General features: G+C 51.8%; 11 protein-coding genes. All 11 read right to left on the reverse strand.

Features of this window, described 5'->3' with window-relative positions; genetic code table 11:
• Positions 1-44: 44 nt before the first annotated feature.
• The gene (locus ACFFSY_RS18705; protein WP_377496799.1) at positions 45-1,814 is read right to left on the reverse strand and encodes a sensor histidine kinase; all 1,770 of its coding nucleotides are present in this window, start codon (positions 1,812-1,814) and stop codon (positions 45-47) included.
• On the reverse strand, positions 1,814-3,370 hold the full coding sequence (locus tag ACFFSY_RS18710) for a response regulator (RefSeq protein ID WP_377496800.1): 1,557 nt from the start codon (positions 3,368-3,370) through the stop codon (positions 1,814-1,816). The genes ACFFSY_RS18705 and ACFFSY_RS18710 overlap by 1 nt, the downstream gene beginning before the upstream one ends.
• Positions 3,371-3,556: 186 nt before the next feature.
• Positions 3,557-3,979 (reverse strand): VOC family protein, encoded by a 423-nt coding sequence (locus tag ACFFSY_RS18715; RefSeq protein WP_377496802.1) that lies wholly within the window; start codon positions 3,977-3,979, stop codon positions 3,557-3,559.
• A gap of 75 nt (positions 3,980-4,054) precedes the next feature.
• On the reverse strand, positions 4,055-5,317 hold the full coding sequence (locus ACFFSY_RS18720; protein ID WP_377496804.1) for a Gfo/Idh/MocA family protein: 1,263 nt from the start codon (positions 5,315-5,317) through the stop codon (positions 4,055-4,057).
• Between the two features lie 32 nt (positions 5,318-5,349).
• The gene (locus ACFFSY_RS18725) at positions 5,350-6,240 is read right to left on the reverse strand and encodes a carbohydrate ABC transporter permease (RefSeq protein ID WP_377496806.1); all 891 of its coding nucleotides are present in this window, start codon (positions 6,238-6,240) and stop codon (positions 5,350-5,352) included.
• A 15-nt stretch (positions 6,241-6,255) separates the two neighbouring features.
• Positions 6,256-7,146, reverse strand: a complete 891-nt coding sequence (locus ACFFSY_RS18730) for an ABC transporter permease (protein WP_377496808.1) — start codon at positions 7,144-7,146, stop codon at positions 6,256-6,258.
• A 90-nt stretch (positions 7,147-7,236) separates the two neighbouring features.
• The gene (locus ACFFSY_RS18735; protein WP_377496809.1) at positions 7,237-8,967 is read right to left on the reverse strand and encodes an extracellular solute-binding protein; all 1,731 of its coding nucleotides are present in this window, start codon (positions 8,965-8,967) and stop codon (positions 7,237-7,239) included.
• A 121-nt stretch (positions 8,968-9,088) separates the two neighbouring features.
• The gene (locus ACFFSY_RS18740; RefSeq protein WP_377496811.1) at positions 9,089-10,429 is read right to left on the reverse strand and encodes a response regulator transcription factor; all 1,341 of its coding nucleotides are present in this window, start codon (positions 10,427-10,429) and stop codon (positions 9,089-9,091) included.
• Positions 10,429-12,174 carry a sensor histidine kinase gene (locus ACFFSY_RS18745; RefSeq protein ID WP_377496813.1) on the reverse strand — a complete coding sequence of 582 codons (1,746 nt, stop codon included), beginning with the start codon at positions 12,172-12,174 and terminating at the stop codon, positions 10,429-10,431. Before ACFFSY_RS18745 ends, ACFFSY_RS18740 begins: the two co-directional genes overlap by 1 nt.
• 198 nt (positions 12,175-12,372) lie before the next feature.
• The gene (locus tag ACFFSY_RS18750; protein WP_377496815.1) at positions 12,373-13,869 is read right to left on the reverse strand and encodes a cellulase family glycosylhydrolase; all 1,497 of its coding nucleotides are present in this window, start codon (positions 13,867-13,869) and stop codon (positions 12,373-12,375) included.
• Between the two features lie 68 nt (positions 13,870-13,937).
• Positions 13,938-16,439, reverse strand: coding sequence for a hypothetical protein (locus ACFFSY_RS18755; RefSeq protein WP_377496817.1), 2,502 nt, complete (start codon positions 16,437-16,439; stop codon positions 13,938-13,940).
• Positions 16,440-16,441 lie beyond the last annotated feature (2 nt).

Below are 16,441 nucleotides of genomic sequence, written 5' to 3' on the forward strand. Positions count from 1 at the left end.
AAGCGGTTTCAAAACTCAGTATTCTTGGATTTGGTGGACTAATCTTAGGTATCGAATGGCAGTTTGATGGTTACGCTTGTCCCTTGGCCGATCGAAGAACGAATGTTTATTTCGCAGTTGTCTCCGTAGCGATGACGGATGCGCGCAATCGTATTGGCAATACCAACGGTGGGCGTCTCCCCCGAGAGAATTCGCGTGATCGTCTCCTCGCCCATTCCGCACCCGTTATCCGTGACCGTGAACCGGCGGGCGTCGCCTTCGATCCTGCCGGAAATCGTAATGATGCCTCCGCTCTCCATAAGCTCGAAGCCGTGAATGATGGCATTTTCGACGAAAGGCTGAAAGAGGAGCCGCGGTACCTTGCCGTCGTGCAAAGCGGGATCAATGTCAACATGAACCGTGAATTTATTCTCGAAGCGGATGTCCATCAGGTAGAAGTAATTGTCCATCCATTGGATCTCTTCCCTTACCTGTACGGCGTCCCAATCCTTGCGCGTGGTATAGTGCAGCATATTGGACAAACATAGGAGCATCCTGCTTAACTCTTCTTGGTCGTTCTCCAGTGCCACCCAATTCATGACATTGAGCGTGTTATACAGGAAATGCGGGTTCATCTGGAAGTTTAAGGCTTGAATTTCGGCTTGCTGCTCCCGCAGTTGGATGGCATAGTTCTCGTTGACTAACACGCGTATCCTGTCATTCATCGTATTGAACTTTTGGATCAGGATGCCGATCTCATCATTGGACTTGGCTTCTACTTTGGCGTGAAAATCGCCTTCGCCGACAAAACGCATAGCAACCATCAAATGCTTGATTGGACCCGTAATCCGGCTAAATACGAAATAAGCAAGCGTCACCGCGGCTAAAGCAAGAATGGCGGCAATGGTAATGGTAGAGGTTAAAATGACCGGTACCATTTTCTCTACGAGGACTTGCTGCGGTATCATGACGACGGACATCCACCCGGTCACATCCGACCTGTCGAAACAAACGAGCATGTTATTGCCCGCGAGCGTAATGCGCTGCGTCCCGCTCCCCTTCTTAAGTAAATCGTATACCCACTGGTCTTGGATTTGCTGCGTAACGAGACGCTGCTCGGAATGCGCTACGAATGTGCCATCGGCGCTCACGACGAAGTATTGGGATTCGGCCGGAATGCTATCTTCGAAGAGGTGCTGGAATAGGTCTGCCTTCATGCTAATGGCCAGAACAGGCCGCTCGACGCCTGGATCCAGATTCGCCATCGTACTGTTATCGAGATAGGAGAAGTTCAGCAGCCTGGTGGCCGTAAATAAATAACGATAGTCATAATCCGCGGCCTTGTTGAGCCACGGCTGGTTAAACATCTTCGCGAAGTCGTACGTAGGATTCCAGACTAGCCTCCCGCCTGCTAGCTTCGCCTCCTTATAGATGGGACTCTCCGTAAGATTCCCTTGCGGCATATTCTGCGGACCGAACCTATAATAGGACGTCCAGATTTGATAGGCGAATAAATCCTCGGTCTGTGCAAAACGTTGTGCGAGAATGGCGCTAATTTTGCGGTCGGCCTCAAGGAGCTGCTCCTTGCGGGAGGGGTTCATCTGATTGAAAATGCCGAATAATTCTTTATCCGTAAACAAGTTCGAGCTGATCCGATCGATCTGCCTTAACTTGACGTCCATGATCTCGTTGTTCTTCTTGACGATTTGATAGAAGTTCTCTTGCGCCTGATCCGTCACGATGCCAAGACTCATGCGATAAAACAACGTTCCAAGCAGAAGCAAGGGAAGAAGAATCAGCAGCAGATAACTGACGAGCAGACGGGTGCGCAGCATTAGGCTCTCCCGCTTCCAAGGATGCCGTTGCGATAGGCTTCCGGCGATACGCCGACGTGGCTTTTAAATACGCGGGAGAAATATTTGGTATCGCGATACCCGCATCGTTCGGCGACATCATAAATTTTCAGCGGGGTCGCCGCATCGGCTAACAGCGCCTTCGCGTGCTTCATCCGCGTGTCGGTCAGAAACTCGGAGAACGTCTTCCCCGTGTGGGTCTTGAACATCGAACTAAAATAGGAGGGATTAAAGTAGAACTGCTCGGCGATCGTCTCCAGCATCAAATCCTCCATGAAGCGCTCACGGATGAGCTGAACACAGGATTCGGCAATATATTCGCCTCGGCCGCGCTTCAAACTCTGGAGCGACTGGCCTAGCTCCAGATACCGTGCCTCCACCAACGCAAGAACGGCAAAATACGAATCGCTATGGGGAATATCGCTAGCCGCTGCTTCCGTCATTCGCTCTGCCGTCTCCTTGTTGACGAACAGGTAACAGCGGCTCTTGAGCTTCATCACGAGCAGCGAAGCCTGTTCTTTGATCAGGATTGGATCCGTCCAGCCTTCCCCCGACAGCTGGTCGAACCATTGGCGAATAAGCGTCAATCCACGCTCCGTCTGTTGGTCTCGCGCAGCTTCGAATAGGGTCTCGATATCAAGCTCAGCCACGTTCATTGCGGGCTCGATTCGCTCATCTGCGAAGACAATCCCGTCCCACTTCTCATAGAACGCGTTCATCATGGCAAGGCTGGCAGCACGATAAGAATGTCGGCCTTCTGCCTGAAGGCTGCTGTAATGCGTACCGATCCCATGAACAAGCTTGGTTTGTCTGTATGTTGACCGTCTAGCTAATGCCGTGAGCAGCTGTCGTATCGCATCACGGTCGACATCGGAGGCGTTCACGCGTACGATAGCAACGAGCTTCGCTTCTTTTCCTTGATTCGACTTCTCCGGATAAACTTGAGTCTCTCCGATCTTGGACAAGGCTTCCTCAAGATCATGGATATACGCTTCGGGCTTCATCGGTTGTTGGCTTCCCAGCAAGTCCTCAATCCGAGAGATGATAACAAGCCCTGGCTCGTGAATAAAAGATGGCCCCTCCCCGAATTGCTCGTCAGGATAAGCATGCTGCCCGCGAAGCATCTGCTGCAGGCCGGCATCTTGCCATCCACTGCTCTGGACGGCATCCCGCTCAAGCTGCTCCTCGATTCGCTTGAGCACTTCATCTACCGCCCCCCGGTCTACAGGCTTCAGCAAATAATCGAATGCACCGTTACGAAGCGCGGACTGCGCATATTCGAATAGGTTATAGGCCGTCAGAAAGATCACCTTGGGCCGTACCTTCAATTCGGCAAGCTTCGCCATGAACGCTAACCCGTCCATCATCGGCATGCGAATATCGGAAATTACGATTTCAGGACGCTCCGCTATTACAAGGTCTAGCGCCTCCATGCCATTCTTCGAGACGAATACCTCGTAGTCGGGACGGAGGGCCTTCATCATACTGGTCATTCCCCTCAGGTGGCGGGCTTCATCATCAACAAGCAGCACTTTCATACGAATCCCCCTCACGGCGATTACTTGCAAGTGGTCGATTGCTACTAACAAGGCAGCTTCCTAGCAGGTAGGAATCCCTTGTATATTCTACCAATGTGCTGCAAGCCCCTTCTTCATTCGAGAGCGTTGAGGAATGGCGCAAAAAAACGGCAGCCGATTGGCTGCCGTAGTTTCTTACCCGCATGTCTACAGTTGGTGTTCCCCCGTGCTCTGGAAAAACTCGATAATCTCGCCGCTCAGTCCTTGAACAAAAGCAATGCGTACCGGTGTTGGCGGCGTATTCCCCAGCACGGCATCCTTCGGCGCTACCGTCACTACGGCGCCTGCAGCGACAGCCGCTTCGACAGCCGCGTCCACGTTATCGGTGCGGAACGCGACGTGGAAGTAGTACCCCTCCGGCTTGGGCTCGCCGGAGCCGCCTGCGAATACCTCTAAGTAGTTACCGTCGCCGGTATCCAGCAGTACAATGCGCTTGTCGCCTTCGCCCCATGCCTGGCGCAGTTCAAAGCCTAAGCCCTCGGTATAAAACTTGACCGTCGCTTCAAAATCAGTCGCTCTCAACGCGACATGATGAAAGCCCCCGCCGCCGATTTTGTTATTTGTGCCCACGCTGCTATTCCCTCCTTGATCGGTATACTTCCTGTCTCTACCAGTATACCTCATCAATGAGCGGGAAATGAACCTCTATATCCGGAAGCGATCTGTATAACTGGCCAGATCAATCACACGGCCTTCTACTCGGGATTGCTCTGCCGCAAAAGCCATCAGATGACTTTGTACCGATTGATTCGCCGAGGTGAGCCCTTGCCGCCGGCCATCCTCGCTGACCAGTTGCACGAAATCCTTGATTAGACCCATGTCGCCGCCGCCGTGACCAACGTGGCCTCCCTTATCTTCCAGGGAAATCCGTTCCACGCTGTCGCTGCCAAAACGGATGATCTCAATCTCGTTCTTCTCCATCGCGCCGCGAATTTCGCCATTGCTGCCCATTAGCTTGATCGTCCGGCTGACGTCTCGGGTGAACGCGCTCATGGTGAAGGCGACGGTGACCGAATTGGCGAATTCGAGGTTGACGACTTGATGATCGACGACATCGTTGTCGCAATGATACACGCATCGGCCATATGGCCCTTCCTGCAGCGCCTTGTAGCGGGCTTCATAGCTCAAATCATCGCTTATCGCCGACGTGGGCCAATTCGTGTCTTCCGTTAGATAGTGCTTGGGCGCATAATACAGACACTCGTCGGATACCGGGCATCCGTCCAAACAACGCAGCGGAGCCCCTTCCGGCGCTTGCTTGGATGTAAAATGAGAAAGCGAACCAAAGGAGGATACCCGCGTGCAATCCGAACCCGCTAACCAGAGCAGAATGTCCAGATCATGGCAGGACTTGGCCAGAATCATCGGACTGGATTCCGCCTTCTTGCTCCAATTGCCTCTGACGAAGCTATGCGCTTGATGCCAATACCCCACATTTTCGTTATGCGTAATGGACTGCAGCTTGCCGATCGCTCCGCTGTCGAGCAGGTGTTTGATCGTAGCGAAGAAATGCGTATATCTCAGCACATGACAAATCGAGAATACACGATCCACTTGGGAGGCCTTCTCCCCCATGAGGATACATTCCTTGGCATCGGGCGACATCGGCTTCTCGAGAAGCACATGATACCCCGCCTCAAGCGCCTTCATCGTCGGTTCGAAATGCTGTTGGTCCTGCGTGCAAATAAGGACGGCGTCCGCAAGCTTGGGAGCGGCAAAAAATTCGTCCCAGCTCGCAAAACATTGGTCGTCCGTCAGCCGATGCTTCGATTTAAAGCTGTCCCTTCGCTGGGCAACCGGCTCCGCAACGGCAACGACCTGCAGCTCGTCAGGATGCTGAAGCGCGTAATCCAAATAATTGATTCCCCGTAATCCCGCTCCAATTAATGCGACGGTTACTTTCTTCATGGATATCTTTCTCCCTTGAATATGCGTTATGGCTACTCCTTGACGCTGCCTACCGTCATGCCTTTGACGAAATATTTTTGCAAGAACGGATACACCAGCATGATCGGCAAGGCGCCCATGAATATTTGCGCGGTCTTGAGCGATTTCTCGCTCAGGTTCTCCATCATTTCCAGCTGCTCGATCGACATGGACGACATCTGGGCATTGATCGACATGATCAGCGTAGACAGATACGTTTGGAGCGGATATTTCTCCGGCGAATTCAAATACAGAATGCCGTCGAACCAGGCGTTCCAATGGCCGACAATGGTGAACAGCCCGATCGTTGCGATCGACGGCAGAGACACCGGCAAATAAATTTGCCACAGCACCCGTAAGTGACCGGCACCGTCTATCGTAGCGGCTTCATCCAATTCTCTTGGAATGGATCGGAAGAAATTCAGCATCAGCACCATGTTCCATACGTTTAATGCCCCCGGCAAAATAAGCGCCCAGATGGAATTGATCAATCCGGTTTCTTTGACCACAATATACGTAGGGATTAGCCCGCCGCCGAAAAACATCGTAATCGCAAAAAACCAGACGTACGGCGTTCGGAACTTAAACTGATCATTCGACTTGGACAGCGGATACGCCGAGATAAATACAAGCAGCATATTGACGGCTGTGCCAAGTACAACCCGCTCGATCGACACCCAGAACGAACGGAAGAACTCCACCTTCTCGCCTAGATAAGCATAAGAATCCCACGTAAATCCGACCGGCCACAGCTTCACTTCTCCGGCCATGGCCGCCGTATTGGTGCTAAGCGAAATCGCGAGCAAGTGAACGAACGGAATAATTCCGAGCAAGGTAATGAACGTCAACAACAACGTATTACAAACAACAAAGATTTTTCTGCTGATGGTCTGTTTGTGCAGCATGGCAAAACCTCCTGCCTAAAAGATTCGATAGTTATTGTATTTGTAAGCGGCGTAATAGGTTGCCGATACGAGCGCGAGCGAAATCACGGATTTGAAGAGACCGACGGCTGCTGCCGGCCCGAACTGCTGGCTGAACATCCCCAGCCGATAGACGAAGGTGTCAATAATATCCGCCCCCTCATAGACCGTAGGGTTATACATGATCAAGATTTGCTCGAAGCCGGCGTTGAGAACGCCGCCTAGACTTAAGACGGCCAGCAGAATGAGAATCGGCGCCATGCCGGGCAGCGTAATATGAATCATCTGCTTCCACTTCCCGGCCCCGTCTACTTCCGCGGCTTCATAGAGCGTCGCATTGATTCCCGTAATCGCCGCCAGCATCACGATCATGTTGTAGCCCATGCCCTTCCAGACATCCGATCCGATCACAATGCCTCTGAACCATTCATTGTCCAGCATGAACATAATCGGATCCAGCCCGAGTGCGGTAACTAAGCCGTTAACCGGTCCGCTCAATGAGAACAGCTCGATAATGACGCCGCCAAGCACGGTCCAAGAGAGGAAGAAGGGCAAAAATATGGCCGACTGGATGAAGCGCGAAAACCATATGCGTGTCACTTCATTCAGCAATAGCGCCAGAACGAGAGGCACAAGCAAGAACAAGATCATTTTGAAGACCGAGATCACGATCGTATTCCAGAGCACTTGATTGAAGTCCGGCAAATTAAAGACGTAACGGAAATTATCGAGGCCGACAAACTCCGATTCGAAAAATCCGGACAACGGTTCAAACCGTTGAAAGGCCATAACAAGACCGGCCATGGGGCCGTAGGCATAAATCAAGGTCACGATGACGCCGGGCAATAACATCAGATGCAAGAGATACTCTTTCTTCAGCGTTCTCATAGGCGGGTCTCCATCTCCTTATCATCGCTAATTTGAAAAGGGGAGGTATCGTCGATCGCTCGACTCCACGCTCCCGCTTGACGATCAGCATTATTTGGGCTGCTTGCTATACCATTCGTTGACCTCTTTCGTAATATCGTCGCCGCCCAGCGTCTTCCAGCTCGCCACGAACTTATCGAATTCGGCAAGATCTCCGCCCATGATGATTTTGGTAAAGGATTCTTGCATCAGCTTGTCTAGTTGACCGCCCTTCTCGACTTGCGTCGAAGTAGGCAGGCCATAAAATTCATTATGGACGAATGCTTGGCTTTCTTTGACTTTCCGAGTCAATCCCCAGCCGCCTTCTTTCGCAACGCGGCTATAATATTGCCCCCAGTTTACGCCTTTGGTCGCGGTCTGCGTATTGCCTTCCAGGAAATCCTTCGACGCTTTGAATACGCCCGCCACGTTCGTGTAATTCTCGTCATCCAGCGTGATTTCGGTCTGATTCGCTTCCAGCGCTTTATTCACTTCGGTATAGACCGTATCGATTTGGGCCGGGTTATACACCCGCGGATTGAACCAGTTATAGACGAACCCATCCTCTGGCTTTTTCTGATCCATATATTTCTTGTAGCCGATCTCAATGTAATAGTTCATCATCTTGATGATCGCTTCCGGATGTTTGAAATCTTTGCTCACCGCGTAAATTTTCCCGGCGCGAATTTTCGGTACTAGCGATTTGCCAGGTCCGTCCAGCCCCGGAATTTGAACGGCAATCCATTCCGCCTTCGGATCCTTGTCCACATTCATATTGAGCGGCCAGTTCGGATACCACCATTCGCCGTAAGAAATGCCAACCTTGCCCGAGGTGATGTCCTCGACGACTTTGTTCTCATCCTTCAAGGCGAATTCTTTGTTAATAATTCCTTTCTGGTACCAGGATTGCAGCTTGCCGAGCGCCGTCTTCATTTCCGGTTGAATCAGACCCGGCGCAAGCTTCCCATCGCCATCCGGAATCCATGCGGACTGGGCGTCGCCGACCGATGGGTAGGCGCCGAAGCCGTTGAAGAACCCTCTCACATCGAATCCCCAGAAGAACAACGTTTTCTGCAGGGCGACACCGTACGTGTCCGCCGCGCCGTTCTGGTCCGGATCGTTATTGACGAAAGCTTCAGCGACTTTCTCCAATTCATCCATTGTCGTCGGCGCCTGCAAATTCAGGTTATTCAGCCAATCCTTCCGAATCCAGAGCAGCTGCGTGGAGAGGAACGGATCCTCGAACACGGGAATGCCAAGCTGCTTGCCGTCCGAGCTGAACGTCTTCATGGTGAATCCGCCGTCGGACCCCATGTACTTCTTCAGCGCCGGTGATGCATATTGCGCATAGGCTTCCGTCAGATCGGCCAGCATCCCTTGCTGCTTCAGCTTCTCGAAATTTTTCGGATCCAGCTCCAGAAGATCGGGCAGATCGCCTGATGCCATGGCGAGCGAGAACTTCTGCTCGTATTGCGCGGAAGGCACCATCCATTTGAATTTCACATCGATGTTCATCATGTCTTTGAGATCTTTGAGGTAAGCATTCTTATCGGGCGTTATCCCTTTGGGAATCCGTGGATCCTCCGGGGGGTTATACCCGATGACTTGCGACACGGTTACGGTCTCGGGATATTTACCCAGCGGATCTTGCGCGGCTCCTGCGGTCTCGGAACCGGAATTGTCCGCAGCAGGCGGCGCGGCCGACGGCTCGTTGGAATTGGAGCCTTGATTCGAACAGGCCGTTGCGAGCGAAAGCAATAGCGACGAGGCTAAAATCCATTTCAGGTTTCCATGTTTGTACATTGAAACGCTTCCCCCTTTTTTGTAGATCACCGTACTTCTTGTATTAATTGTATGATCGTTCGGAAGCGGTTTCAATTTCAACCTCTTTACGTTACTTTTACTTTGTTTACCTCTTGTCTGGCTATTGAGAGTGCCGATACTCCTGAGGCGATTGCCCCGTCATCTTTTTGAAGAAAGTCGTAAAGTAAGAGGGCGAATCGAAGCCCGCCCTCGCTGCGATTTCATTCAACTTTAAGGAAGTCGTCTTCATCAAATGAATGGCGACCTTGATTTTGGTCGATTGAATATAGTCGAACAAATTATGGCCGGTAATCTGTTTGTAATAACGCGACAGATACGAGGGATTGAAATTCATCTCGTCGGCGATCGCCGTCAAGGAGACGTCATCGGCCAGATGCTCGTGAATATAGTGATGGATGTGGTCAATTAGCGCTTTTTTGCCGTCGTCTGGCCTCATGCCTACGCCGATGAGACGGGCGGCTTCCGAACCGCTTGTCTTCTCGAGATCGACGATGACCATTTTCTGTCCGAGCATCGTACGGTTGCGGATCATGGCGCGAGCCGCCTCCACTTGATGGTGGATGTTGTCTATCTTGCCGGACAGGCTGCCGGAAATTCCGAACGAAACCGCTGCATCCAATACCTCTTCGCATTCGTTCTGTACGAGCTCGAGTATGCCTTTCATATAAGCCACGAACCCCTGCTCTTTCGACTCCGCCCCGGAGGGCTTCCCGTCGAATCGATGCCATAACTCTTCGGCTGGCTGAATCAGCCACACCAGCACGCTGCCATCGTAGATGACTTTCTCGCAAGCTATGGAGGCGGGCGCATGATTGTCGAATATCCGCTGAACGGCGTGCAGCGCCTTTATTTTATGGATTTCAAGCCGTTCCGCCTGTCCGACAAGGAAGAAGAACGGGCGGCTTGGCGCAATTTGAAAATCCAGCTCCGCATAGCGCGTCTGGGCGAGCAAGGAGGGTAACGGTTCTCCGCCCAACATACGCTCCATCAGCTCTTTTTTCATGAACGGTTCGGCGATTTGCATGTACATTTGCGCCTTTTCTTGCTCAAGCCGATAACGGTTACTTTCCTCGATTTTGGCGATTGCCTTTTTCACCTCATGGAAAACAGGCTCTATGCCTTCTGTTTTGAGTATATAATTTTGCACGTTTTTGCGGATCGCTTCGAGTATGTAATCGAACTCGCTATAGCCCGTAAGGAAAATAACCCGGCATGACGGCCAATAATAGATCACCTCGTCCACCAATTGCAGACCGTCCTTCTGAGGCATGCGAATATCGCTGATCAGAATATCCAATTTCGTTTTTCTCGCGATTTCGATTGCTTCACTTGCGGAATAGGCTTTGCATACATCCAGTTCCATGTCCTTATTCTGCTGAAAGAGCTGCACTAAGCCGTTGACGATCGCAGGTTCGTCATCCACGATTAATAATCGGTACATTATGATGCTCCTCTCTGCTCCACATGTATAATAAGCTCAACCTTCAATCCGCCGTGTTTGCTTCGGGAGACGAACAAGCCGCTGCCCTCTCCATAGATTAATTCCAGTCGATTACTCACGTTGATTAACCCGGTTTTCTCCTTCTGGACGGCACTCGTCGCGAGCTTCTTCTGCAATTGCTCGATCTGATCATCCGTTAACGATTCGCCGTTATCTTCTACGGTCAGTCGTATTGTTTCGTCCGTACAGCTAGCCCCGATGTAGATCATGCCGTTCATCATGCCGTCTTCGAAGGCGTACTCGAACACATTCTCGACGATCGGTTGAATGATGAGTCTGGGCACCAATACGGTATGGAACCGATGCGGAATGTCGTCGTATTCGTACGAAATCCGATTGGAGAAGCGAATGCATTGAATTTCGCAATAATCCAGCGCGTGCTGAAATTCTTTGTGGAGAAGCACTTCATCCGCGCCGCTTCTCGTAATGTACTGATAATAGTTGCCCAGCTTCTGGGACAGATTCGCAGCGGTGTCGGAATCGCCTACTTTGCACATCATGTAAATATTAAAGAAGCTGTTATATAAAAAGTGGGGATTGATTTGGGACTGCAGCTGCTTTAACTCGGATTGCTGAAGCGCGATTTTTTGCTCGTAGTTCTCCTCTATCGAACGTTTCAGTCTGTGCGCCATGCGATTGAAGCTGGTATACAAATAATGAAATTCATCATTTCGCTTGGACTCGATGACCAAGTTCAGATTGTCCGTCTCGATCTTATGGAAGGCTTTGACTAACCTGGACAGCGGCCGGTGGATCATGAGATTCACGGAGAACGCATATAACGCGAGCACGACGAAGGCAATGCCGAATAAGAAGTAGAACAGGCTATTAAATTGGCTCAATTGCCTCGTGATTTCGTTCTGATCCACGTACATCACTAACGATAAATTCAAAGAGCCGATACTGTTATGCGAGACGAAATAGCGGACGCCGTTCACCTTCTTCAATTCCGGTTCCTGGTCAGCCTGATCGTCCCGTTCTTGAAGAAGCTGCCGCTCCACATCCATCAACCGGTCGTCGGAGGTCGAAGATACGATGCTCCCAAGGCTCTCGCTCCCTAGGTACACTTCGGAATCCCGCGATAATGCAGCGGTTTGACGGAGCGCGTCCTGCAGCCTCGATTTGGAAATTTCGATGTACGACCAAATGCCGGCATTATGTTCGGATTCAATGAAGAAGATGCTCTCCCCCACACTGTAAAAGGAAGGCTTCGGCGTCATTTTGGATAATGAGGCGATAATCTCGTACTCCTCATTGGGCGTATTCGTAACGCCGCTCTTCCCAGAGATGGTTTTGCCTATCGAAGCGATATAAACGCCCGCATTGGTCACGTATCCGCTGGACTCCAGAATCGGGACGAGCCGATCCCTCACTTGCTGGATCAATGACACTTCCTCGTATCCCATGAGATTATTCCCGCCCAGAAAGCTAAGCTTCTGCAAATCGCTGTCATTCAGAAATTGCAATTGCTGATTCCGTATAAAGTACAATTCTTTGTCCAACTGAGCGGCGTAGAACGATACCCCCTCCATGGCGGAGTCGATAATCGTATTTTTCGAGAAAGAGATGGCCTTGTAATTCACCCACAGGTTGACCGAAAAGAGCGGGATTAGAAAAAATACGAATACGATGACGATTTTCTGATAGACGTACCATTTGGCATTACCGGCAACTTGCAGCTTCATAGGACCCCTCCGACCGCGTGCTAAGAAAAAGTGCTCTTTATTGTCTCATTTCTTTATGGTAGCGCTTTCAACATATTAAAAGCAATGAGCAAAACGATCGTTCATTAAACCAAATGTCTCGAATTGGTCGCTTACCTGTCCAAACAAACACGCCCCATGGCATCAGGATGGATACCAGGGGGCGTTACGTAGAAGCTCCTAATAATGAATAGCGATGCGCCTGCCTCCTCCTCCGGCGGGAGGAATATGGACATATCCGGCACTGACGCTGCCGATCTGCTCGAATGAATACCCCAGGCCTCTGGGCTCCAGCTTGATCGCTTCCGGGGCAAGGTTGCTCATATCCGGCAAATAAATCGTGGTAGGCCGAGAAGCGCCGGCTTCTTCTTCCCATTCCATCGTGAACGTACCGGTCTCATGATCATCCCTATAGAAGCGGAGAATCCCCGCCGTGGCGAGCGGATACCCGCGGCATACGCCGCGGAACGACGAGTAACTCCCGGTCTCCGCGCCGAAGTAAGACCAATAGGCGTCGCTGCAGAGCAGCTTCTCGAACTTGCGTTTCATGAACAAGGAAGGCTTCTCGGCGTCAAGCGAGCCGTAATAAGCGCCCCATTCGCCAATCAGCATGGGCATATTCAGACGTTTGCGCGTCGATTCATGGCTGTTGAATATATAGTCGACCCTTCCTTCGCTTGCCATATGCGCATACGGCGTGTCGGTGACGAAGTCATAGCCATGCGGGGCGTAAGCCTGATGAGGATCTCTTCTCCCGCCTTGTTCGACAACGGGTTCAATGCCGCTCGGCACGCCCATGTTGGAGAAGTAGTTGGTCTCCAGAAATAATAGGCCGTTGGGGTCAACTTCGCGTATCAAGCTCGCTACCCGGTTGAACATGCACATCAGGTCTTTTTTCTCGAACGAATGCTGTGCGGGAGCCATTGCCTGCATCATGGATTCGAGCGCTTGCGGCTGCTCCAGCAGCTTCAGCGCCTCCAGCTTGCGAAGCGGATCCGTCCAGATTTCGGCCAGATCCGACATGTCGGCAGCGGTCGCGCCGTTCGCCTCCGCCCATATCTCGCCATACGCATGGAGCATGCGCTCGACGATGGCATTAACATTCGATCCGATGAACGGTTCGTTCATGAGATCATAGCCGATCACATTAGGTTCATGCCCCAGACTCCAGGCGATATGCCTCCACGCCATGGCGTACCTGTCCTGGATGCCGACGCCATCCGGTCCGGGCGCGTTGTTCCAAAACTGGTCGAAGGCTGTCTGCACGGCACGATCGAACAGATAAGCATCGCTCCAAGGTTCCGTTGGCACATATGCCGCTCCATCGGATAAGGTGGCCCAGGAGGGAGCCCCGTCGCCATAGGCCGCGCTATACAAGTCCTGATGCATGTCCAGAAGCACGTACAGACCGTGATCCCGAGCCATCCGAATCTGCTCGCGAAGCTTGCCCAGATAGTCGTCATCGTACACGCCCGGTTCCGGCTCCACGCCATCCCAGATGACGCCGAGCCGGATGAAATTGAAGCCCCATTCCTTCAACCTCCGAAAGTCGTCCTCCGCCCATTCCCCGATATAATGGAGCTTCTTTTCTTTGCAGACCATATTAATCCCATGGAGGATGACATGCCGGTGATGCTCGTCGACGAAACGGTCGTCTGATATGAAGATCCTGTCCATGATTGCCTCCACTCCTGCACGGAAAGAGGCCGAAATAGTGACATCGGCCTCTCTCTCGCTAGATTCGTTTATTGATTCGTCCACACACGCATTTCGTTCAGCGCGATATTGCCCCATTGCCTGTTGCCGTTATTGACCTTGATTCTCCATCTGGTCCCCGTAACGGGTTGAAAAGCAATATCTCTCGTCTCGACCGTGCTATTGTTGAGCGACCATGTAACGGAGACGTTCGATACCGCCGTTGCCCAGCTCGATCCATTGTAATACTCGACGTCCACGTTGGTGATGCCTTGGCCGATTCCAAAATGGGTGAGCAAACTGATTTTGTTCGCGGTCACGGCCTTGCTTCCGAAATCAAGCGTAATATATTGCGGGAATGTAATTGTTGAGGCGCTTGACCAGGACGTCGTTGGTTTATCGTCGTTGATTGTCGCGATCGATCCCGAATTGCCCAGCGGGAATGTGGTGCTTGCCGTCGCGCTAGGTGCCGCATTGACCGGCCCGTTAACCGGGGAATTGTACAATTCCAGCTCGTTCACGGCAATATTGCCCCATTGCCGGTTGCCAGCTTTCACTTTCAGCCTCAATTTGTACAATGTCGTTCTCGCGAAAGGTATCGTCTTGATTTCGTCCTCGGCCGTATTGGACGTCCAATTCAGAGTAACGCCCGATTGGATAGCCTGCCATGATGTTCCGTTATAATACTCCAGATCGAAGCTCGTAATCCCTTGACCTTGGCCGAATCTCGTATTCAGCTTGAGGGTATCGGCGGTTACGGGCGTGGCTCCGAAATCGAGCGTAATCTCGTTCGGGAACGTCGGCGACGCATTGCTGGACCACGCGTAATCGTAATTTCCATCATTGATGTTGTTAATGCGGGCCGTCGTTTGGTTCAACGAACCGAAGGTCGTGCTTGCCTTGGCCGCCTTTGCAAGATTGGACGGTGGAGATTGAGGGGCGAGAACATACGGAATGGATGCTTTATTCACCGCAGGGGCGACCGCGCCTTGATATTCATGGGCGCCTATATCCGGGCTGCCATTGTACAGCGGATTGCCGAAGTAGTCGCGTCCCCCGTGATCCGTTATCGGGATCCCCGCTCCGATCAGCGGCGAGCTCGCCTGCAGCTGATACCCGTTCACCGTGTTCATGCCCGTTCCCCCGCTTCCGGGACTTGTGAATTTCGGGTCGGCCGTCACCTTGTGCGAATCAGAAGCAACTAGCGTATTCCCACCGTAATAGGCATTGTAATCGAACGTTTGTCCCGTTAGATTCCAACCCTGATCCCCCACGCTGTAGTACGCGTTATTATAATTTCTAATATTTTGGGGCGAACCGGAAGCTTTCGTGAAATAATCGCTCATGACCGGATTGCCGGATGCGGCTCCGACATAGACGGTGTTGTTGTGATTCGTCACGTAATTAATCGATCCGCTGTACCGGAAGATGCTCTTCTTATCGTTCTGGCTGATGTTATACCGGACGATCGTATTGGTCGTGTAGTACGTATCATTCACGAATAACATAAAACCGCCCGCATTATTGTGACTGTAATTGTACTGGACAATCGAGCCGATGTTCCCTGCATCCACGTCGAATCCGTGGCCGTCTTCCGCCCCGTTCACGCTCTCGAACGATTCATTGAATTGCACGAGATTGTTGTCCGCGTATGCCCACCAAATCGCGGCGTTGGTCGCCAGGTAGGTAGCCTGTTGGACCGTATTATGTTCGACAATGGCCCCATCGGTTACGTTCCAAGCAATGCCGCCCGTCGCCGCTCGAATGACGGCGTTATTGGAGATTTTCACATTGGTGGATGGCGTCCATGGTCCGTATGGCTTCTGCACCCACGGCCACAAATCGCTCATGCCATAGCGCAGAATACAATTGGAACCGATATAGATGCCGTACGCATCCACGTCCGTCAGCGTATTGCCGTCAATGAGAATGCCATCGAACGCGCTTGGCGTGACCGACCCGACGGAATCGAATATAATGCCTCCCGAACGTGTCGTATAAGAGCCGTCGACATCATGGATCGTTAAGTTCTTGACCTGGATGTGGTGCAAGATGCCCGCTTCTTCGTTCAAAATATAGACGCCCCGACGTTGACCCCGAGGATTCTCCCAATTTCGGTCGAAAGGCAGCGGCGACCGGTTCGTAACCTCTAGATTGTTAATTTCCCAGTACTCCTGATTTTTCAGGAAGACCGCTTCCAGTTCGGACGTCACGCCGGCGATCAGAGGTTTGCTGCCTGTACCGTACTGGTCAATGATGATTGGACTTCCGCTTGCTCCCGAGCCTTTGGGCCAAAGTCTGCCGTTCCAGGTTCCTCCCGCTTTGAATAAAATTTTGTCGGCGGGCGAGAATGTCGTGGCATTGACCTTGTCGAGCGACTTCCAAGCGCCGCCTGGGCTTGTGCCGTTATTGCCGTCATTCCCACCGATATTATCGATGTAGTAGGTTGTACCGGCCGCATTGGCGACGGGCGGTGCCTGGAGTTCGAATCCGCAGACCATGGTCAGGATAGCCAAGATCGCGATGAACTTTTTGGATGTTCGCTTCATCATTG

The sequence above is a fragment of the Paenibacillus aurantiacus genome (assembly GCF_042431225.1).
GTDB classification, from domain to species: domain Bacteria; phylum Bacillota; class Bacilli; order Paenibacillales; family Paenibacillaceae; genus Paenibacillus_Z; species Paenibacillus_Z aurantiacus.